Annotated in this window: 18 protein-coding genes; 8 read left to right on the top strand and 10 right to left on the bottom strand. The window is 63.4% G+C overall.

The window, feature by feature from the left end; genetic code table 11:
• Window positions 1-224 precede the first annotated feature (224 nt).
• On the bottom strand, window positions 225-755 hold the full coding sequence (locus CU_RS05145; protein ID WP_012360270.1) for an Rv1476 family membrane protein: 531 nt from the start codon (window positions 753-755) through the stop codon (window positions 225-227).
• Between the two features lie 357 nt (window positions 756-1,112).
• Between CU_RS05145 and CU_RS05140 the strand changes: the two genes are divergently transcribed.
• Together CU_RS05140 and CU_RS05135 are read left to right on the top strand one after the other, a co-directional pair.
• Window positions 1,113-3,923 (top strand): aconitate hydratase, encoded by a 2,811-nt coding sequence (locus tag CU_RS05140; protein WP_015381637.1) that lies wholly within the window; start codon window positions 1,113-1,115, stop codon window positions 3,921-3,923.
• 127 nt (window positions 3,924-4,050) lie between these two features.
• The gene (locus CU_RS05135) at window positions 4,051-4,605 is read left to right on the top strand and encodes a TetR/AcrR family transcriptional regulator (RefSeq protein WP_012360268.1); all 555 of its coding nucleotides are present in this window, start codon (window positions 4,051-4,053) and stop codon (window positions 4,603-4,605) included.
• 9 nt (window positions 4,606-4,614) lie between these two features.
• On the opposite strand, the gene CU_RS05130 is transcribed toward CU_RS05135, so the two are convergent.
• A complete protein-coding gene (locus tag CU_RS05130) occupies window positions 4,615-5,271 on the bottom strand; it encodes an NAD(P)H-binding protein (protein WP_012360267.1) in 657 nt (218 codons plus the stop codon).
• A gap of 56 nt (window positions 5,272-5,327) precedes the next feature.
• Here CU_RS05130 and CU_RS05125 point away from each other — a divergent pair, with 56 nt between their 5' ends.
• The 3 genes from CU_RS05125 (at window position 5,328) to CU_RS05115 (ending at window position 7,924) form a co-directional block, all read left to right on the top strand.
• Window positions 5,328-5,597: an ACT domain-containing protein gene (locus CU_RS05125; RefSeq protein ID WP_012360266.1), complete on the top strand. Its 270-nt coding sequence runs from the start codon at window positions 5,328-5,330 to the stop codon at window positions 5,595-5,597.
• An 11-nt stretch (window positions 5,598-5,608) separates the two neighbouring features.
• Window positions 5,609-6,973: a PFL family protein gene (locus CU_RS05120; protein WP_012360265.1), complete on the top strand. Its 1,365-nt coding sequence runs from the start codon at window positions 5,609-5,611 to the stop codon at window positions 6,971-6,973.
• Window positions 6,974-7,120: 147 nt separating this feature from the next.
• Window positions 7,121-7,924 (top strand): hypothetical protein, encoded by an 804-nt coding sequence (locus CU_RS05115; protein WP_041628476.1) that lies wholly within the window; start codon window positions 7,121-7,123, stop codon window positions 7,922-7,924.
• Between the two features lie 55 nt (window positions 7,925-7,979).
• On the opposite strand, the gene CU_RS05110 is transcribed toward CU_RS05115, so the two are convergent.
• The gene (locus tag CU_RS05110) at window positions 7,980-9,611 is read right to left on the bottom strand and encodes an ABC-F family ATP-binding cassette domain-containing protein (RefSeq protein ID WP_012360263.1); all 1,632 of its coding nucleotides are present in this window, start codon (window positions 9,609-9,611) and stop codon (window positions 7,980-7,982) included.
• 44 nt (window positions 9,612-9,655) lie between these two features.
• Here CU_RS05110 and CU_RS10615 point away from each other — a divergent pair, with 44 nt between their 5' ends.
• Window positions 9,656-9,991 carry a hypothetical protein gene (locus tag CU_RS10615; protein WP_012360262.1) on the top strand — a complete coding sequence of 112 codons (336 nt, stop codon included), beginning with the start codon at window positions 9,656-9,658 and terminating at the stop codon, window positions 9,989-9,991.
• The gene (locus tag CU_RS05105; RefSeq protein ID WP_012360261.1) at window positions 9,975-10,949 is read left to right on the top strand and encodes a lycopene cyclase family protein; all 975 of its coding nucleotides are present in this window, start codon (window positions 9,975-9,977) and stop codon (window positions 10,947-10,949) included. The genes CU_RS10615 and CU_RS05105 overlap by 17 nt, the downstream gene beginning before the upstream one ends.
• Here the strand turns inward: CU_RS05105 and CU_RS05100 are convergent.
• From CU_RS05100 to CU_RS05070, 7 genes are all read right to left on the bottom strand, one after another.
• Entirely contained in the window at window positions 10,946-11,350 is a 405-nt protein-coding gene (locus tag CU_RS05100; protein WP_012360260.1) for a metal-sulfur cluster assembly factor, read from the bottom strand. The genes CU_RS05105 and CU_RS05100 overlap by 4 nt on opposite strands.
• A gap of 73 nt (window positions 11,351-11,423) precedes the next feature.
• Complete coding sequence (gene sufU, locus CU_RS05095) at window positions 11,424-11,891, bottom strand: Fe-S cluster assembly sulfur transfer protein SufU (protein WP_012360259.1); 468 nt, start codon at window positions 11,889-11,891, stop codon at window positions 11,424-11,426.
• Between the two features lie 110 nt (window positions 11,892-12,001).
• Window positions 12,002-13,249 carry a cysteine desulfurase gene (locus CU_RS05090; protein ID WP_012360258.1) on the bottom strand — a complete coding sequence of 416 codons (1,248 nt, stop codon included), beginning with the start codon at window positions 13,247-13,249 and terminating at the stop codon, window positions 12,002-12,004.
• A 107-nt stretch (window positions 13,250-13,356) separates the two neighbouring features.
• The gene (gene sufC / locus CU_RS05085; RefSeq protein WP_012360257.1) at window positions 13,357-14,118 is read right to left on the bottom strand and encodes a Fe-S cluster assembly ATPase SufC; all 762 of its coding nucleotides are present in this window, start codon (window positions 14,116-14,118) and stop codon (window positions 13,357-13,359) included.
• A 44-nt stretch (window positions 14,119-14,162) separates the two neighbouring features.
• Window positions 14,163-15,380 (bottom strand): Fe-S cluster assembly protein SufD, encoded by a 1,218-nt coding sequence (gene sufD / locus CU_RS05080; RefSeq protein WP_012360256.1) that lies wholly within the window; start codon window positions 15,378-15,380, stop codon window positions 14,163-14,165.
• 5 nt (window positions 15,381-15,385) lie between these two features.
• On the bottom strand, window positions 15,386-16,816 hold the full coding sequence (gene sufB, locus CU_RS05075) for a Fe-S cluster assembly protein SufB (protein WP_012360255.1): 1,431 nt from the start codon (window positions 16,814-16,816) through the stop codon (window positions 15,386-15,388).
• 7 nt (window positions 16,817-16,823) lie between these two features.
• A complete protein-coding gene (locus tag CU_RS05070) occupies window positions 16,824-17,495 on the bottom strand; it encodes a helix-turn-helix transcriptional regulator (RefSeq protein WP_012360254.1) in 672 nt (223 codons plus the stop codon).
• Window positions 17,496-17,622: 127 nt separating this feature from the next.
• On the opposite strand from CU_RS05070, the gene mptB reads away from it, so the two are divergent.
• Window positions 17,623-19,353, top strand: coding sequence for a polyprenol phosphomannose-dependent alpha 1,6 mannosyltransferase MptB (gene mptB / locus CU_RS05065; RefSeq protein WP_269446310.1), 1,731 nt, complete (start codon window positions 17,623-17,625; stop codon window positions 19,351-19,353).
• Window positions 19,354-19,374 lie beyond the last annotated feature (21 nt).

The raw sequence follows: 19,374 nt of genomic DNA, 5'->3' as shown, positions 1-19,374 counted from the left end.
CTCTGGGGTTGACCCGACTTTCGGCGGTTCGGTTGTGCGGTCTTTCTTTGCTGTTTCGTGACCTTAAGCTCCGAAAGGCGCGATCAACTGACAGTCCCCCTGTTATTGCCCTGATGCCCCGCTGGGCGTGAGCTGGCGTGGAGGGACTCAAGGTTTGGGGGCGAGGGTGCGAGCATATGGCGCCGCTAAATCCCCTGCCGGTGGTTGCAGTCGCTTGTGTTTTGCTAGCGGGATCGCTGCGCGAACAAGGCCGTGATGGCGATCGATAGAATGATGATGCCCAGCAGGCCGTTACTGACGGCAGTCGTCGGTGTTGCTGTGTCGTCTATCGCGCTGAGGAAATTCTCGACCGCGTCTACGTTGAGGTTGCCGTGGAGCTTCTCATGGTTCCGCTCCAGGGTGAAGCGTGGGTAGATGTCGGATACCGACGTCCCCCACTTTGGTGTCATCACGAGTGTTGTGTCCGAACAAGTAGCATCGTGAAGGATTTGCGCGAGGTCTCGCTCAGTTGCCGGCTCGAGCTGGGTGCTGTTGAGGACCGCGAGCTGAATCCGCGATCCCCCTTCCGCGTTACTCAGCGCGGCGCGCATTCCCGACGTTTCAGGCTCCACGCGATCCGCAATTTTGGGGTCCACCCACAATGTGTCCTTTTCGAGGCCGCTAATGATCTGCGGCGCATCGATTCCGAGCTTGGCGAATTTCTGTACGGTGTCTGGATGGGGTGACGTGGCTGCGGGGCACGCAGTGTTGGTCATAAGAACTCCATCCGGAACTTTAAAGGGGAACTTGAGGGTTTGGTTCCATGAAGTGTAGATCATGGCTGTCTCGTCGCGCATCTCGGCCCGGTAATTCAGTTTTCTCTTGAGGGGCTGTGCGGTCTGTGGGTGGCCGGGGGTAATGCCCTTCCGGGAAGTGGCGTCGAAAGATTTCTAAACGTAACGGCCGTACTGTTAATGTCGGTGGCAGACGTCACCGGGAAAACCTGCATAATAGAGGTGTACTCCCCGTGCTACGTCCACGACGAACTCCGGGACGTAATTTTAAGGAGCGCTCCCCCGCGCTCCAGCCGCGGAGCGACTTATCGACTACGAGAAGAGACTCAGGAGCTAATAGTGACTGAAAGCATCAACTCCTTCGACGCGAAGGGCACGCTGGAGGTTGGCGAGAAGAGCTATGACATCTTCCGCCTGTCCGCAGTGCCTGGCATGGAGAAGCTCCCTTATTCCCTGAAGGTGCTTGGCGAGAACCTGCTGCGGAACGAGGATGGCAAGAACATCACCCGTGAGCACATCGAGGCCATCGCGAACTGGGATCCCAAGGCTGATCCGTCCATCGAGATCCAGTTCACCCCGGCTCGTGTGATCATGCAGGACTTCACCGGCGTGGCCTGCATCGTTGACCTCGCAACCATCCGCGACGCAGTGGTCTCCCTGGGCGGCGACGCTGACCAGGTCAACCCACTGAACCCGGCTGAGATGGTCATCGACCACTCCGTCATCATCGAGGCATTCGGTTCTGATGCAGCCTTCGAGAAGAACGTCGAGATCGAGTACGAGCGCAACGAGGAGCGCTACAAGTTCCTGCGTTGGGGCACCGGCGCCTTCGAGAACTTCCGCGTCGTTCCTCCGGGAACCGGTATCGTCCACCAGGTCAACATCGAGTACCTCGCTCGTTCCGTTTTCGAGAAGGACGGCGTGGCCTACCCGGATACCTGTGTTGGTACCGACTCCCACACCACCATGCAGAACGGCCTGGGCATCCTGGGCTGGGGTGTTGGTGGCATCGAGGCCGAGGCTGCAATGCTTGGCCAGCCGATCTCCATGCTCATCCCGCGCGTTGTTGGCTTCAAGCTCAGCGGCGAGATCCAGCCTGGCGTGACCGCAACCGACGTCGTCCTGACCATCACCGACATGCTGCGTCAGCACGGTGTCGTCGGTAAGTTCGTTGAGTTCTACGGCGCAGGTGTTGCCGAGCTGCCGCTCGCAAACCGCGCAACCATCGGCAACATGTCCCCTGAGTTCGGTTCCACCGCCGCGATGTTCCCGATCGACCAGGAGACGGTCGACTACCTGGCTCTGACCGGCCGCGACCAGGAGACCCTGGACCGCGTCGAGGCTTACGCCAAGGAGCAGGGCATGTGGCTCGACCCGGAGGCCGACGTCGAGTACTCCGAGTACCTCGAGCTGGACCTGTCCACCGTCGTTCCGTCCATCGCTGGCCCGAAGCGTCCGCAGGACCGCATCGAACTCACCGACTCCAAGTCCCAATTCCGCAAGGACCTGCACAACTACATCGACACCGCAGTCGGTGAGGACGGCGGCACCTTCGACGCTGAAGGCCCAAGCACGGACGACACCTCCAAGGCCGAGGGCACCCCGGCTTCCGCTGCAGACGCCAAGGGCAACCTCCCGTCCGCAGCCGCTGGTGCTGAAGGCCGTCCGTCCGCTCCGACCACCGTCAACTACAACGGTCAGGACATCGAGCTGGACCACGGTATGGTCGCCATCGCGTCCATCACCTCCTGCACCAACACCTCCAACCCGTCCGTCATGCTCGGCGCAGGCCTGCTGGCACGCAACGCCCGCAAGAAGGGCCTGAAGGCTGCACCATGGGTCAAGACCTCCATGGCACCGGGTTCCCAGGTCGTCACCGGCTACTACGAGAAGGCCGGCCTGTGGGAGGACCTCGAGGCAATGGGCTTCTACCTCGTCGGCTACGGCTGCACCACCTGTATCGGTAACTCCGGCCCGCTGCCGGAGGAGATCTCCGAGGGCATCAACCGCTCCGACCTGGCTGCTACCGCAGTCCTGTCCGGTAACCGTAACTTCGAGGGTCGCATCAACCCGGACGTCAAGATGAACTACCTGGCGTCCCCGATCCTCGTCATCGCTTACGCCATCGCCGGCACCATGGACTTCGACTTCGAGACCCAGCCGCTGGGCCAGGACCAGGACGGCAACGACGTCTTCCTGAAGGACATCTGGCCGTCCACCGAGGAGATCGAAGAGGTCATCAAGTCCTCCATCTCCAAGGAGATGTACGTCTCTGACTACGCCGACGTCTTCAAGGGCGACGAGCGCTGGCAGGGCCTGGAGGTCCCGACCGGCAAGACCTTCGACTGGGATCCAAAGTCCACCTACATCCGCAAGGCTCCGTACTTCGACGGCATGAGCCGCGAGCCGGAGGCAGTGAACAACGTCGAGGGTGCACGCGTCCTGGCTCTGCTGGGCGACTCCGTCACCACCGACCACATCTCCCCTGCCTCCACCATTAAGCCGGGCACCCCGGCTGCTCAGTACCTCGACGAGAACGGCGTTGCCCGCAAGGACTACAACTCCCTCGGCGCACGTCGTGGTAACCACGAGGTCATGGTTCGCGGTACCTTCGCGAACATCCGCCTGCAGAACCAGCTGCTGGACGGCGTTGCAGGTGGCTACACCCGCGACTTCACCCAGGAGGGTGGCCCACAGTCCTACATCTACGATGCTGCAATGAACTACAAGGAGCAGAACACTCCTCTCGTGGTTCTCGGCGGCAAGGAGTACGGCACCGGTTCCTCCCGTGACTGGGCTGCAAAGGGCACCCTGCTGCTCGGCGTTAAGGCCGTCATCGCAGAGTCCTTCGAGCGCATCCACCGCTCCAACCTCATCGGTATGGGCGTTGTTCCGCTGCAGTTCCCGGAGGGCGAGTCCTGGAAGTCCCTGGGCATCGAGGGCACCGAGACCTTCGACATCACCGGTCTGGAGAAGCTCAACGAGGGCGAGACCCCGAAGACCGTGAAGGTCGTCGCTACCAAGGAGAACGGCGAGAAGATTGAGTTCGACGCCGTGACCCGTATCGACACCCCGGGCGAGGCTGACTACTACCGCAACGGCGGTATCCTGCAGTTCGTCCTGCGCAACATGATGGACGAGAACAAGTAGTTCTCCCCATCTGCTGAGGGGCCTTCCGGCCTAGCCGGTGGGCCCCTCTCCCCTTTTCTTAAACTTTTTCTTCGACCCCGCGCGACCCCAAACCCCATATCGAGGGCGCGCAACCAAGGAATCTGCCATGCCCATCGTCAGCGACCGTGAACTATCCCGCCGTCGTCGGGAGATTATCGAGCAAGCCCGTGGTTGTTTCGCGCAATATGGCTACGAGGGGGCGACCGTCGCCCGGCTGGAGAAAGCCACCGGCAAGACCCGGGGCGCGATCTTCCACCACTTCGCAGACAAGGAAGCTCTCTTCCTCGCGGTGGTGCGGGAGGATGCCGCCCGTCACGCGGAAGTCGTGTCGAACCACGGCCTCATTGAGGTTATGCGGCACATGATCACGCACCCGGAGACCAACAGTTGGTACATCACGCGTGCGGAAACGATCCGCAAGCTGCGTACCGACCCGGAGTTCGAGGCGCGGTGGCGCAAGCACCAGCAGGTCCTCGATGCCGCCATCCGGGCTCGCCTGTCCCACAATGTCTCGATGCGCACCGATGTTCCGCTGGAGGTCATCCAGACCTACCTCGAGACAGTGATGGACGGGTTGATGACGAAAATGGCCGAAGGAGCTGACACCACGCAGCTCGAGAAGATGCTCGACCTCGTCGAGCAGTCGGTGCGCGGCGAGTAGCCCTCGCAGTTAGACGTCGGCGACGTCGCCCGTGCCGTTTTCGAAGTCGAGCGGGTTGCGGTCAAACGCTTCCCCGCGCCCGACGGACTCGACGATGACGTCAGCGACCAGTTCGCGCGCCGTCTCGGACGCGGGGTCCATGGCGCCATCCAGCACCGTGACGCCTGCTGCCGCGTCGTCGGTTAGGCGGGTTGGGCCCAGAATCTGGTACGGCAGCGTGGAACCGAGCAGTCGCTTGTCGACCGCCTTCTTGGATTCGACGTAGGCGTACCAGGAACCGCCGTCGTCCTCGGTCGTCGCCTCGGTTGCGCCCGCGTAGGAGACCATGACGGTAAACGGGGCTGCATCCCCAAGGGACTCGAGGGCGTCGATCATTGCCATCGCAGCATCGCGGTCGACGGCGTAAGTCAGCTCTGCGGAGCCTCCTCCGGCACCGGCAGACCAAACGATCACATCGAATGGGCGGAGCAGGCGCTCCCACTCCTCAGTGCTGATCGTCGTGAGATCGCGCACAATCGCGGTTGCGCCCTCGTCGACGAGCTTCTGGACGTGATCGGGGTTGCGGACCAGCGCTGAGACGCTGTGGCCTGCTGCGACGAGCTTCGGGATGCTGTGGCGCGAGACGTTGCCGCCGGCGCCAAGGACGAGAACATGTTGCTTTTTCATGGCGCCCACCCTACACCCCTTTTCTAGCTGCATTTTTCCAGGTCTATACTGGCCACATGTATGCAATCATTACCACTACCGGCAAGGATCGCCCCGGTGTTATCGCCGCCGTCGCCAAGGCGGCAGCCGACGAGGGTCTAAATATCGTCGACGTCTCCCAGACCATCATGGATGACTTCTTCACCATGATCATGCGCGTGGAGCTGCCGGATACCGGCGTGGATATGGGTGCCCTCCAGGAGGCCTTTGACGCCGCGGGCCAGCCGCTGGGCATGGTTGTGCGCATCCAGTCCGAGGCCCTGTTCAGCGCCATCAACGATATTTAAGGCGGCGCGGCGTGAACTTCGAATTCTCTTCTGCCCGCTTCCTCGAGGTCATCCGGATGATCGAGGACTACCGGCTGGATATCCGCACGGTGACGATGGGTATTTCGCTCATCGGCTGCACCCGCTCCACCATGGAGGCCACGGCTCAGGCGGTATACGATCGCGTGACCGAGCGCGCCCGTGACCTGGTGCCGGTGTGCGAGGGTATCGAGCGTGAGCTGGGTATCCCGATCGTGAATAAGCGGGTCTCCGTATCCCCTGTCTCCCTCGTCGCTGCCGGTGTGGAGGGTAACCCGGTGGAGATCGCCAAGGCACTGGACCGTGCCGCTGGCGAGCTGGGCGTGAACTTTGTCGGTGGTTACTCCGCGCTGGTCGAAAAGGGTGCGACGACCTCCGATGAGCGACTCATCCGCTCCATCCCCGAGGCGCTGTCTACCACCGGCGCGGTCTGCGGCTCGGTCAACGTCGCGACCTCCCGTGCCGGCGTGAACATGGACGCCGTCGGCCTGATGGGCAGGGTCGTCAAGGAAGCAGCCGAGTTGACCAAGGACGAGTCCTCCATCGCCTGCGCGAAGCTCGTGGTCTTCGCGAACGCGGTCGGTGATAACCCGTTCATGGCGGGTGCCTTCCACGGCATCGAGGAGCCGGACACGGTGATCTCCGTCGGCGTCTCCGGCCCGGGCGTGGTCAACAACGCGATCGCCCCGATGGCTGGTGCCTCCCTCAACGAGATTGCCGAGGAGATCAAGAAGGCTGCCTTCAAGATCACCCGCGCAGGCCAGCTGGTCGGCACGATGGCTGCCGAGCGCCTCGGAGTCCCCTTTGGCATCGTCGACCTCTCCCTGGCACCGACCGCCGAGGTGGGCGACTCGGTGGCGCACGTGCTCGAGAGCATGGGCCTGGACCAGGTTGGTACCCACGGCACCACCGCTGCTCTGGCCTTGCTCAACGACGCGGTCAAGAAGGGCGGCATGATGGCTTGCTCCCGCGTGGGTGGCCTTTCCGGTTCCTTCATCCCGGTGTCCGAGGACAAGGGCATGATCGACGCCGTGCGCGAAGGCTCCATCACCATGGACAAGCTCGAGGCCATGACCAGCATTTGCTCCGTCGGCTTCGACATGATCGCCATCCCGGGCGATACCTCGGCCGAGCTCATCGCCGGCATGATTGCCGACGAGGCTGCGATCGGCGTGATGAACCATAAGACCACCGCCGCTCGCCTCATCCCTGTGCCAGGTACGAAGCCTGGCGACGAGGTGAATTTCGGTGGCCTGCTGGGCTACGCCCCGGTCATCCCGGTGAACGCGAAGGGCAACGATGCTTTCGTCCACCGCGGTGGCTTCATCCCAGCCCCGGTGCACGGCTTCCGTAACTAGCGAAACTTCCCGAGCGCGGACCAGCACAGCGTCTAAAGATCGGCGCTGTGCTTGGCTGCAGCTCGGTTTTTTCGTGTCCACGGTGGCGTCATTACGTATTCTGGTGGCACTTTGTTGTCTACTTCACAGCGACGAGGGGCTACAGCCGTGACGCAGCCGACGCGCATGCCGCGCACTCAATTGAAGTTTAAATCTGGGTTGGAGACCCCTCTGGTGCCCGAACGAGGCGAGGACTACTACGCCGCCCCCAACCCGATGCGGGATCGCAGCGGAGTCTTCGAAGCGGTGCGGGGAGCAGGCCCCGCGCCATACCTGCGTTCGCTGCCCGGTCGCGTCGTGTTCTTCCTGATCTTTGGCCTTTTCGGCGGCGTTTTCGCGCTGATCGGCTTCAGGTTCCTGCTCAGCGACCTGAGTGCCACCGGGTCGTGGAGAGATAAATTCGACACCATTGACATCTTCTTTGCCATCATCGGCAGCATCTTTGTGTGCGTCGCGGCGTACGCGATCTCGCGCGATCTTCACCGGCGTAAGCGGATCATCACGGCTTGGAAGAATGGTTGGATCGACTACTATCCGGCGCTCGTTGGGCAGTTCTATCACTGCCGCACTGATGTCAGCAGCTCCAGCGACTCCGGCCGGACGTTCCATTACTACTACCGGGCCCCGCTGACCGTGCTTCTCCCCGACGGCACGACCCGGCAGATGCACTCCTTCGAGTTCGAAATGAGCCGCAAACCCGACTGGTACCGTTCCCGCTTCAACATGGCGAGCTCCGAGGGGGATGCCACGGTGGATGACTGGAACAATAACGGCTGGGCGATCGTGGGCATCAGCCGTCGCCCAGGCCAAACCCACGCGGAGCTGGACTCCGGGCTGACGCAGAAGCAGCGCGAAGCCGTCTTCAACCTTGCGGAGCGCAACTGGTTCGGGCGGGCCGGCTGGGCCTGGTAAGAGCGGAAGCACCGCGCCGTTACCTCCCCGACTAACCGTCCAATGACGGCGGCGCCTACGCCAGCTCGACGATCTCCATGTACTCGTCGTTCCACAGGTCCTCCACACCATCAGGTAGAACGATGACCCGCTCCGGCTCCAAAGCCCGCACGGCACCCGGGTCGTGGGTCACCAGCACCACCGCTCCCTCGTAGGTGCGCAGCGCGTCCAAGACCTGCTCGCGGGACTGCGGGTCGAGGTTATTCGTCGGCTCGTCGAGCAGCAGCACGTTCGCACGGGAGGAAACCAGCGTAGCTAGCGCCAGGCGCGTCTTCTCGCCGCCCGAGAGCGTGCCCGCGGGCTGGTCCAGCTTCTCCCCGGAGAACATAAACGCGCCCAGCAGGCTGCGCAGCTCCTGCTCATCGGCATCGGGGCAAGCGTCGATGGCGTTCTGCCACACGGACTTGCTCCCGTCGATGGTGTCGTGCTCCTGGGCGAAGTAGCCGATCTTGAGCCCGTGGCCCGTGACGATGCCGCCCTCCCCGTCCGTGCGCTCCACCCCGGCCAGCAGCTTCAGCAGCGTGGTCTTACCGGCACCGTTGAAGCCCAGGACGACGACGCGGCTGCCCTTGTCGATCGCCAGGTCTACGCCAGCGAAGACCTCCAGGGAGCCGTACATCTTGGTCAGCCCCTTGGCGAACAGCGGGGTTTTGCCGCACGGGGCGGGTTTCGGGAAACGGATCGAGGCGACCTTATCCTCGACGCGCACCTCATCCAGCTGGTCGAGCATCCGGTCAGCGCGGGCCACCATCTGCTTAGCGGCGCGGGCCTTATTCGCCTTCGCCCCGAACTTATCGGCCTGCTTCTTCAGTGCGGAGGCCTTCTTCTCCGCATTCGCCCGTTCCCGACGTCGACGTGCCTCGTCCAGGGCGCGAGCGTCCAGGTACTTCTTCCACCCCATGTTGTAGACATCCGCCTCGGCGCGGACCGCGTCCAGGAACCAGACCCGGTTGCAGACCGCCTCGATGAGCTCGACGTCGTGGGAGATCATGATCAGCCCACCCTCGTGCTTGGAGAGGAAGTCCTTCAGCCAGGCGATGGAATCCGAGTCCAGGTGGTTGGTCGGCTCGTCGAGCAGCAGGGTGGTCTTGGAGCGCCCGGAGCCGGCCGTGGCGGCGAAGAGGATCTGGGCGAGCTCCACGCGTCGGCGCTGGCCGCCCGAGAGGGTCTTTAGCTGCTGGTCGAGCACGCGTTCCGGCAGGCCCAGAGCGTCGCAGATGCGGGCCGCCTCGGCATTGGCCTCGTAGCCGCCCAGCGAGTGGTACTGCTCCTCCAGCCGGGAGTACTTGCGGATCGCGGCGTCGCGCTTGGAGTCCGTCGTCGCGGTCTCCATGATCTCCTGTTGGCGCTCCATGGACTGCCGGATCCGGTCAAGGCCTCGTGCCGAGAGGACGCGGTCCCGCGCACTCTGCTCGATGTCCCCTTCCTTCGAGTCCTGTGGCAGGTAGCCCAGCTCCCCGGAGCTGACGACGCTGCCACCGTAGGGCTCGGTCTCCCCCGCCAAGATCCGCATCGTGGTGGTTTTACCGGCGCCGTTACGTCCCACCAGCGCGATACGGTCGCCCGGCTGCACCCGCAGGTGCTCGCCTGGTGCGGTGAGGAGGGTGCGTGCGCCCACCCGAACTTCCAGATCCTTCGTCACAATCACAGGCAATACCCTAACACTGCTCGGCCCTTAGCTAGATTGGGGGCATGAGCTGGAGAATTACCGCAGCCCCGGCGGCCCCTTTCCGGGGCGCTGGGACGCGCCGAATCAACGTCATTGGTTTGGGGCCAGCGGGCGCGATCCTCGCGCTCCGCGCCGCGCAGCGGGGTTGGCAGGTGCACGGCTACGATCCCGGTTCACGTCCAAACGCAGCAGGGGCGGATGCATGGCCTGCTTGGCCCGCCACCTACGGTGCCTTCGCTCCGGAGATCCCAGACTGGGCCGGGAGCTTCTTCTCCCCCGCCGAAGCCATCCGCGTGACCCCCACCCCGGGGGAGCACCAAGCAGCTGGGTTTTGGCTACCGGATGATGGCCAAAGATGAGCTGCGCGCTGCTGTGGCCGAGGCGGTGAAGCGAAGCGAGGGGCGCCTATACGACGAAGTCATCGCCGAGCATCAACTCGCTGGCTTGCCGGGGCTCACAGTGGACTGCCGCGGTGCGGCCACCCGAGGGGCACTGTGGCAGATCGCGGTGGGGTACGTGCTTCGCCCCCATCCCGCCTCCGACGTCGCGCTCTCAGAGCCGTTGACCACCCCGACTCTCATGGACTGGACCGCATCCCCCGCGGCGGAATCCCTCGACGCCAAACCAAGCTTCCTCTACGTTCAGCGTCTCCCCGATGGCTGGCTCGCGGAAGAAACGATCCTGGCGAGCACGTCCCACCCCACCGACGCTGATTTCTGCTTGCTGCGCGCCCGGCTCGAGGCGCGACTGGCAAGCCTCCAGGGTGAGGGTTGGCGCGATGATCTTCAGATCGTGGAGGAGGAGCTCGTCGCCATCCCTATGGGCACCACCGCTGCCGGCTCAAAGGCGCTCGCTTTCGGGGCCCGAGACGGCTTCATCCACCCCGCGACCGGCTATTCGGTAGGTACGGCGCTGCAGGAGGTGGATGGCTTCCTCGACCGAGTGGGGGCGACACAGGCTCGGTCGAAACACACTGGGTTAGGTCACAGTGGGGTAAAACGCACTGGGTTAGGACGCAGTGGGGCGAATCTTATGGGGCTGGCTCGGCGGGCGAACGTGACCCTCGCCCGGGCACTGCGGCGGATCGGTTCCCTGCTTGTCGCCGAGGCCGACACCGAGGACGTCCAAAGCTTCTTCGCCGCCTTCTTTTCCCTGTCCACCGCCGACCAGCTGGCTTACCTTTCCGGGCGCAGCGGGCTGCGCACCGCCAGAACCATGTGGCGGTTAAGGAAAAACACCGGGTGGGTTCACCCGGTGTTACTCCCCCTCTATCGCCGCCCCTGGCGGTACCTACGCTTCGGCCTGCAGCGAAATTAGACCGAGAAGCCGAGGTAACGCAGCTGCTCGCGGCCTTCCTCGTTGATCATCTGCGGGCCCCAGGCTGGGGTCCAGACCCAGTTGATCTGCAGGTCCTCATACTCCTGGAGCGTGCTCAGCACCGCGGTCTGCGCTTGGTCCTCAATCATGTCGTGCAGCGGGCACGCCGGGGAGGTCAGCGTCATATTGATCATGACAGTCTTGCCCTCATCCCAGATGTCGTATACCAGACCAAGGTCGACGACGTTGATGCCCAGCTCCGGGTCGATGACGTCGAGCAGGCACTCCTCGATCTTGCCGTAACGCTCAAGATCCTCCTGGCTTGGGTTTGCCGGTGGCTCCGGAACCTCGTTGAGCGGCGATGGGTCCATCTCCGGGCTGGAAGGGTTCTGTTCAGACATTGCTTTCCTCGCTTTGGGGGTTGGGCTTAAGTGCCGTGAAAGAAACGGTGAGTTGTTAGTTAATGGGTGATTTCTAAGCGTCTTCGGACTGCTCGGGTGGGGTAACGCCTGCGTCGATCGCGGCGGCCTCAAAGGCCTTCCAACCCAGCAGGGCGCACTTCACACGGGCCGGGTACTTGGAGACACCGCTAAAGGCGATACCGTCGCCGATGAGGTCCTCGTCGCCCTCCAGTTTGCCTCGGGAGGTGATCATCTTCTCGAATTCGGCGAGCTTTGCGAAGGCTTCCGTGACCGGCTTGCCCACGATCTCATCGGCCATCACGGAGGTGGATGCTTGGCTAATCGAGCATCCCACGGCGTCGTAGGAGATGTCCTGAACCGTCTTGTGGTCCTCGCTCAGGTGCACCCGCAGCGTCAGTTCGTCACCACAGGAAGTGTTGACGTGGAAGACCTCCGCGTTATACGGCTCACGCAGACCCGCGTGTTCCGGGTGCTTGTAATGGTCCAGGATGACCTCCTGGTACATCTGTTCCATTCTCATGTACTTTCACCACCGTTTTGAAGGTTGAGGTTGTGTAGTTGGATTCAGGTCTTCCGCTACGCGAGGGCGGTGACGTCCTTAAAAAGAGCGACATCACCCTGGCGGCGGGGCTAGACGCCGAAGAACTCCTGCGCCTTGCGGATGCCCTCGACGAGCCGGTCGACCTCCCACTTCTCGTTATAGACGTAGAAGCTGGCGCGCGCCGTGGCCTGCACACCGAGGCAGGTGTGGGCCGGCCACGCGCAGTGGTGCCCCACCCGGATGGATACACCCTGGTCGTCCAGGATCTGCCCCAGGTCGTGCGGGTGGATGCCGTCGACCACCATGCTCACCGCGCTACCCCGGTTGTGCATATCCGTCGGACCGATGATCCGCAGTCCCGGGATGTCGCTGAGCTGCTCCAGCGCATAGGCCGTGAGCTCATGCTCGTGGGCGGCGACCTTATCCATGCCGAGCTCGTTGAGGTATGCCACCGCGGCACCAAGACCCACGACCTGGGAGGTCATCTGGGTGCCCGCTTCGAACTTCTGCGGAGCGTCGGCGAAGGTGGAGCCCTCCATCGTCACCTTCTGGATCATCGACCCGCCGGTGAGGAACGGTGGAAGGACGCGCAGGTGCTCCTTCTTGCCGTACATCACGCCCACGCCGTTGGGCCCAAGCATCTTGTGCCCGGAGAAGGCCGCGAAATCCACATCCAGTTCATGGAAGTCCACCGCCATGTGTGGCACGGACTGGCAGGCATCCAGCACGAAGAGCGCGCCGACCTCCCGGGCCCGCCGCACGGCCTCCTTGACGTCCAGAACGGCGCCGGTGACGTTTGACTGGTGTGTGAGCGCCACGACCTTCGTCTTCTCGCTCAGCTGCAAGCTATCCAGGTCGATGCGGCCATCCTCGGTGGTTTGGTACCACTTCAGGGTCGCACCAGTGCGGCGCGCCAGTTCCTGCCAGGGCACGAGGTTGGCGTGGTGCTCGAGCTCAGAGACGACGATCTCGTCGCCCTCCTCGACCTGCAGCTCACCGGCACGGGAGTCCCCCAGGACGAAGGCCACCTCGTTGAGCGCCTCGGTGGCGTTCTTCGTGAAGGCGATCTCCTCATCTTCCGCACCAACGAACGCCGCGATGGCCTCCCGGGCGCTCTCATAGGCATCCGTGGCTTCCTCCGCGAGCTGGTAGGCACCGCGGTGAACCGGGGCGTTGTGCTTGGTCAGAAAGTCGCGCTCCGCGTCCAACACCTGCAGGGGCCGCTGGGCGGTCGCCCCGGAATCGAGGTAGATCAGGGGCTGGCCGTCCCGAACGGTGCGGGAGAGGATCGGGAAATCCTGTCGGATCGCTTCGGTGTTGAGGTGAGTATCAACCATGAAAACCTTCGATTCTTTGCTTGTTTGTCCGCTGTGCCGCGGTTAAAGCATTGGGAGGGGATTGAAAACCCACCCCAGGGGGTTGCGGGGTGGGCTTTCGGGGTGTTTTAGGCGTTGACGAACTTGTCGTAGCCCTCGTTCTCCAGCTGCTCGGCCAGCTCAGGGCCACCGGAAGTGACGATGCGGCCGCCGGCGAAGACGTGCACGTGATCCGGCTTCACGTAGTTCAGGATGCGCTGGTAGTGGGTAATCATCAGCACGCCACCGTTCTCGCGCTCCTGGTAGCGGTTGATGCCCTCGGAGACGATGCGCAGGGCGTCGACGTCCAGACCGGAGTCGGTCTCATCCAGGACGGCGAACTTCGGCTTCAGCAGGCCGAGCTGCAGCACCTCGTGGCGCTTCTTCTCGCCGCCGGAAAAGCCCTCGTTGACGGAACGCTCGGAGAAGGACGGGTCGATGTCCAGCTCGTTCATGGCCTCGCGGGCCTCCTTGACCCACTCGCGCAGCTTCGGGGCCTCGCCACGGGTGGCGGTGGCTGCGGAGCGCAGGAAATTGGCCATGGACACACCTGGCACCTCGGTTGGGTACTGCATCGCCAGGAAGAGGCCGGCGCGGGCGCGCTCATCGACGTCGAGGTCGAGGAGGTTCACGCCGTCGAGCAGGACCTCGCCCTCGGTGACCTCGTAGCGCGGGTGACCGCTGATGGCGTACGCCAGGGTGGACTTACCGGAGCCGTTCGGCCCCATGATTGCGTGGGTCTCGCCGGAGTTGATGGTGAGATTCACGCCGTTGAGGATCTTCTTCGGCTCGTCGTTCTCGTCCGAGGGCAGGACCTGGGCGTGGAGGTTCTTGATCTCAAGAGTGCTCATACTAGTGATGTTTCCTTTGAAAAATCTTGGGAGGATTAGCGGGGTTAGAGGACGGTGCGCTCAAGCTCGTTGCCGACGAGCTCTTCCAGGTGCTCGCGGACGGACTCCACCGGGATGCGGCGGATGACGTCGGTGAAGAAACCGCGGACGATGAGCATTTTGGCCTGTGCCTCCGGAATGCCCCTGGCCTGCAGGTAGTACATCTGTTCGTCGTCGAAGCGGCCCACCGTGGCGGCGTGGCCGGCACCTGCGATCTCGCCGGTCTGGATCTCCAGGTTCGGCACGGAGTCCGCACGGGCTCCGGTGGTCAGCAGCAGGTTGTTATTGGTCTCGTAGGTGTCCGTCCCGGTGGCCTCCGGGCGAATGAGGACGTCACCGATCCACACGGTGCGGGCGTCGCGCTTACGCTCGGACGCCGGGCGATCAGCGTCGGCCGGGTCGCCCTGCAGTGCGCCCTTGTAGAGCACGTTGGAGCGGCAGTTCTGGACGGAGTGGTCGATGAGCAGGCGCTGCTCGAAGTACTGATTAGCATCGGCGAAGTTCACGCCCAGCATCTCCACGTCGCCACCCGGTGCGGTGTAGCGCACGTGCGGAACGGAGCGCAGGATCTCGCCGCCGAATGCTGCGTAGGCGTGGCGAACGGTGGCGTCGCGGCCAGCTTGAATGTGGGAGTTGGAGAGGTGGACGCCATCGTCCTCCCAGTCCTCCAGCACCACGGTGACCAGCTTCGCGCCGTCGCCGACGACGAACTCGACGTTGTCGGAGTGCGCGCCAGAACCCTCGTAACGCAGGATGACGACGGCCTCGGCGTGACGCTCGAGCTCGACGACGAGGGTGCTGTAGGACACCTGGTCCTGGCCAGGGCCTGTGATCGTGATCTCGATCGGCTCGGTCAGCGCGGTGTCCTTGGCAACCTGGACGTAGTCCGCGACCGGGGCGTTCTCCCAGGCCTGGGCTGCGGCGCGGTCGACCGGTGCGCCGGCCAGACCGACGCGCGGGTCGGAAGAATCAACCTTCGTCACGGAGACGTTGTCACCGGCATTCTCCGGGACCTCGATGACGACGTTGGCGTCCGTCGGCGCTGCGGCGGTGCCGTCGTGCAGGCCACGAAGACGTCGCAGCGGGGTGAAGCGCCAGTCCTCGTCGCGGCCCTTCGGGATCGCGAAGTCCTCAGCCTTGAAGGAGGTGAAGCGGTCGCCCTTGGTCTGGTGATCGGTTCCCGCCTTGACGGTTTGGTTCTGAACGTTTTCCAAGGTGGTCATCTGGCTTAGCCCACCGATCCTTCCATTTGCAGTTCGATCAGACGGTTGAGCTCAAGCGCGTACTCCATCGGGAGCTCCTTGGCGATTGGCTCAACGAAGCCACGAACGATCATCGCCATCGCCTCGTCCTCCTCGAGGCCTCGGCTCATCAGGTAGAAGAGCTGGTCCTCGGAGACCTGGGAGACGGTTGCCTCGTGGCCCAAGGTGACGTGGTCGTTGCGGATGTCGTTGTACGGGTATGTGTCCGACCGCGAGATGGAGTCCACCAGCAGGGCGTCACACTCAACCTGGGAGGCGGAGTGGTGCGCATTCGGGTGTACCTCGATCAGGCCACGGTAGGCCGCGCGGCCACCGGAGCGGGCCACGGACTTCGAGACGATGTTGGAGCTGGTGTACGGCGCCATGTGGGTCATCTTCGCGCCGGTGTCCTGGAACTGGCCTTCGCCTGCGAAGGCGACGGACAGGACCTCGCCCTTGGCGTGCGGACCGGTCATCCAGACGGCCGGGTACTTCATGGTGACCTTGGAACCGATGTTGCCATCGACCCACTCCATGGTCGCGCCCTCTTCACACTTGGTGCGCTTGGTGACGAGGTTGTAGACGTTGTTCGACCAGTTCTGGATCGTCGTGTAGCGGCAGCGGCCGCCCTTCTTCACGATGATCTCGACGACTGCGGAGTGCAGGGAGTCGGTCTTGTAGATCGGGGCGGTGCAGCCCTCGACGTAGTGAACGTAGGCGTCCTCGTCGACGATGATGAGGGTGCGCTCGAACTGGCCCATGTTTTCCGTGTTGATGCGGAAGTAGGCCTGCAGTGGGATGTCCACGTGGACTCCCGGCGGCACGTAGATGAAGGAGCCACCGGACCACACAGCGGTGTTCAGCGCGGAGAACTTATTATCGCCCGCGGGAATCACGGTGCCGAAGTACTCCTTGAACAGCTCCGGGTACTCCTCCAGGGCGGTGTCGGTGTCGACGAAGATCACGCCCTGCTCCTCCAGGTCCTCACGGATCTGGTGGTAAACAACCTCGGACTCGTACTGCGCGGCGACACCGGCGACGAGGCGCTGGCGCTCCGCCTCCGGGATGCCCAGCTTGTCGTAGGTGTTCTTAATATCCTCCGGCAGATCCTCCCAGCTCGTGGCCTGCTGCTCGGTGGAGCGGACGAAGTACTTGATCTGGTCGAAATCGATGCCGGATAGGTCCGCGCCCCAGGTGGGCATGGGCTTCTTGTCAAAGATCTCGAGAGCCTTGAGGCGGCGCTCGAGCATCCACTCTGGCTCGTTCTTCTTGGCAGAAATATCCCGGACGACGTCCTCGTTCAGGCCACGGCGCGCGCTGGCGCCGGCGTCGTCGGAATCGTGCCAACCGTAGCCGTAGGCACCGATCGAGTCGATGATTTCCTGATCGGATTGCAGTTTGTCAGCAGCTTGAGTCATAGATTCTTTAGCTTTCCTTCGTTGCGGAAGGGGTAATGGTGGTCAGCGGAATATGGGTCGTACAGATACCGTTGCCGTCCGCGATCGTAGCGAGTGGCTGAGTGTGCTGGCCGAGTAGTTCCGCAACTACCCGGTGCTCTGCAGCACACAGCTCGGGGAACTCCTCCGCCACGTCTTGGATTGGGCAGTGGTGCCTGCAGATTTGGACGCCGCCGGCCGCATGGCTCACGGTTGCCGCATAGCCTCGGTTGGTCAGCGCCTCCGCGATGTTCTTGGCCTGGGCCTTTACATCACGGTCGTCTGCGTAGTCACCGTCGAGTTCGGGGATGTCCCCCAGCAGATCATTGATGCGTTGCGCAGCAAAGGCCTCGACTGCTTCCTCTCCGCCCGAGTTTTTCAGGGCACGCAGTGCGAGGAGTGCGAGGGTGTCGTAATCATGACCGAACTGTGCTCGACCCGCATCAGTGAGGCGGAATAGCTTCGCCGGTCGCCCACGCTGTCCTGACCGTGGCGCGTCAACGGCCTCGGCGAGCCCATCCGCGACGATGTTGTCCAGATGGCGCCTCACGCCAGCGGCGCTCAAACCAAAAGCCTCGCTGATGGTTGTCGCGCTCACTGGCCCGTGTCTCAAGACATAGAGCAGGATGCGACGGCGCGTGTCGGTTTCCACTGGTGCCATATCAACCCGCCTTTCATCGTTGAGGGCCGTCATGATTAGACAACAAGAGTGTGTCTTAAATAATTCCCCCTGTCCACTAAGGCGAACCTATGTTCCCTAAAAACGCTGGCTTCATTATCGTGGTTGCATGTCTTCGAACCGACCCGGTCGCGCATTGATCCGGGACCCCTTCAGCCTATGGCGCCGCTATCTGCATGTGCTGCCCCGGCTCGGACTGGCCGGTTCCCGCTCAGCACAGCTCCACCAAGAGGGTCGGGTGCTTCCCCTCCACGCGCCGTTGGAGCCCCTTAACCCCGCCTACCGGCTGCGGCTGCAGATCGCGGTGTGGCTGGGATCCATCGGCACCATTCTCATCGCTCTCGGGGGTATTGGCGCGGGCGCCATGCCCGTGGTGGGCAACCCATTCTGGTCCGTTCCCGGGATCAACGTCTTGGCCCGGATGCTGCACAGCACCACCGTGACCGTCTTCGTCGGAATCGGATTCCTAGTGCTCGCCTGGCTCCTACTCGGCGCCTTCGTGCTGGGGCCAGGGGGAAGGCAAGTCCCCCGCCTGCCCATCCGCACCTATTGGCGGATCTTCGCCCTCTGGGTGCTTCCCCTGGCGATCACTGCGCCGATGTTCACCCAGGACATCTACTCTTATCTAGCCCAAGGGGCGATCGCCGCGCAGGGGCTGGACCCGTATAGCGCAGGTCCGGTGGACATCCTCGGGGTGCAAGACCCGCTCGCCCGTTCCGTGCCCTTGCTGTGGGCGCACTCCCCTGCGCCCTACGGCCCGGTCGCACTGGGCTACGGGGCCGTGATCTCCATGATCACCGGCAACAACATCGTGCTGGGGGTCTTCGGCCATCGGCTGATGAGCATCACCGGCCTGGTGCTCACCGGCTGGGCGTTGACGAGGCTCGCCCAGCGCTGCGGCATCGCGCCCCAGACAGCCTGGTGGCTCGGGGTGCTGAACCCGCTGACGCTGCTCCACCTCGTCGCGGGTATCCACAACGAGGCGCTCATGCTCGGCTTTCTGCTCGTGGGCATGGAGTTCGTGCTGCGCGGCACCGACCATTACGAGCGACCTTTGAGCAGCCGCCTGCTGCTCATGGCCTCCGGCACGGTGCTCGTCACCTGCGCGGGCCTGATCAAGGTGACCGCCCTGATGGCTCTCGGCTTCACCGCAGTGGCGATCGCGCGCTGGTGGGGCGAGGGACTGCGACACCTTATCGGTGCAGGAGTGGCCAGCGCGGTGGTCGCCGCGGCCACTGCGAGTCTGTTCTCCGTGATCACAGGCGTGGGCTTCGGTTGGATCACCTCCCAGGGTGGGGCGGCAGAAATCATCAGCTGGATGAGCCTGTCCACGTTGGCGGGTTTGGCGTCGTCGTTCTTAGGGACCCTCCTTGGCCTCGGGGATCAACAGTCCGCTGCGCTGCTCGTCTTCCGCTTCATCGGGGTGATGATCGGCGCATTCTGGGTTGTGCGCATGCTGTGGGCCTCCTACCGGGGCCGCATCCACCCCGTGGGAGGGCTCGGGGTCGCCACTTTGTTCCTCGTGATCTTCTTCCCCGTCGTCCACCCCTGGTATCTGCTCTGGGCCATTCTGCCGCTCGCGGCGTGGGCCAACCGGCCGGTCTTCCACTTCGCGACAATCGTGTACTCGGTAGCTTTCAGCTTCTTCATCCTGCCCCGTGGTCTCGGGCTACCGCCGGCGACGGTGGCCTTCATCTACGCCATGTCCGCGCTACTTTTCCTCGCGTTTCTGGTCGCCAGCTGGCGCTACCTCAAGAAACACCCGGCATATGCCAACGCCCTCGCGTTGCCTCGCCCCAAAGAGATGCCCACGAAGGCAGACACACCCAACAACCGGTGATCCCCTAGCCACAGTCATCTG

Source organism: Corynebacterium urealyticum DSM 7109, from assembly GCF_000069945.1.
Taxonomy (GTDB): Bacteria; Actinomycetota; Actinomycetes; order Mycobacteriales; family Mycobacteriaceae; genus Corynebacterium; species Corynebacterium urealyticum.
This window is presented reverse-complemented; position numbering and strand designations above follow the sequence as displayed.

Coding starts and splice junctions, on each gene's coding strand:
- sufC (WP_012360257.1), bottom strand. CDS start 14,118: ATGAGCACTCTTGAGATCAAGAACCTCCACGCCCAGGTCCTGCCCTCG.
- CU_RS05145 (WP_012360270.1), bottom strand. CDS start 755: ATGACCAACACTGCGTGCCCCGCAGCCACGTCACCCCATCCAGACACC.
- CU_RS05135 (WP_012360268.1), top strand. CDS start 4,051: ATGCCCATCGTCAGCGACCGTGAACTATCCCGCCGTCGTCGGGAGATT.
- CU_RS05130 (WP_012360267.1), bottom strand. CDS start 5,271: ATGAAAAAGCAACATGTTCTCGTCCTTGGCGCCGGCGGCAACGTCTCG.
- CU_RS10615 (WP_012360262.1), top strand. CDS start 9,656: ATGAGCTGGAGAATTACCGCAGCCCCGGCGGCCCCTTTCCGGGGCGCT.
- sufD (WP_012360256.1), bottom strand. CDS start 15,380: ATGACCACCTTGGAAAACGTTCAGAACCAAACCGTCAAGGCGGGAACC.
- CU_RS05125 (WP_012360266.1), top strand. CDS start 5,328: ATGTATGCAATCATTACCACTACCGGCAAGGATCGCCCCGGTGTTATC.
- mptB (WP_269446310.1), top strand. CDS start 17,623: ATGTCTTCGAACCGACCCGGTCGCGCATTGATCCGGGACCCCTTCAGC.
- CU_RS05090 (WP_012360258.1), bottom strand. CDS start 13,249: ATGGTTGATACTCACCTCAACACCGAAGCGATCCGACAGGATTTCCCG.
- CU_RS05100 (WP_012360260.1), bottom strand. CDS start 11,350: ATGTCTGAACAGAACCCTTCCAGCCCGGAGATGGACCCATCGCCGCTC.
- sufB (WP_012360255.1), bottom strand. CDS start 16,816: ATGACTCAAGCTGCTGACAAACTGCAATCCGATCAGGAAATCATCGAC.
- CU_RS05105 (WP_012360261.1), top strand. CDS start 9,975: ATGATGGCCAAAGATGAGCTGCGCGCTGCTGTGGCCGAGGCGGTGAAG.
- CU_RS05070 (WP_012360254.1), bottom strand. CDS start 17,495: ATGGCACCAGTGGAAACCGACACGCGCCGTCGCATCCTGCTCTATGTC.
- sufU (WP_012360259.1), bottom strand. CDS start 11,891: ATGAGAATGGAACAGATGTACCAGGAGGTCATCCTGGACCATTACAAG.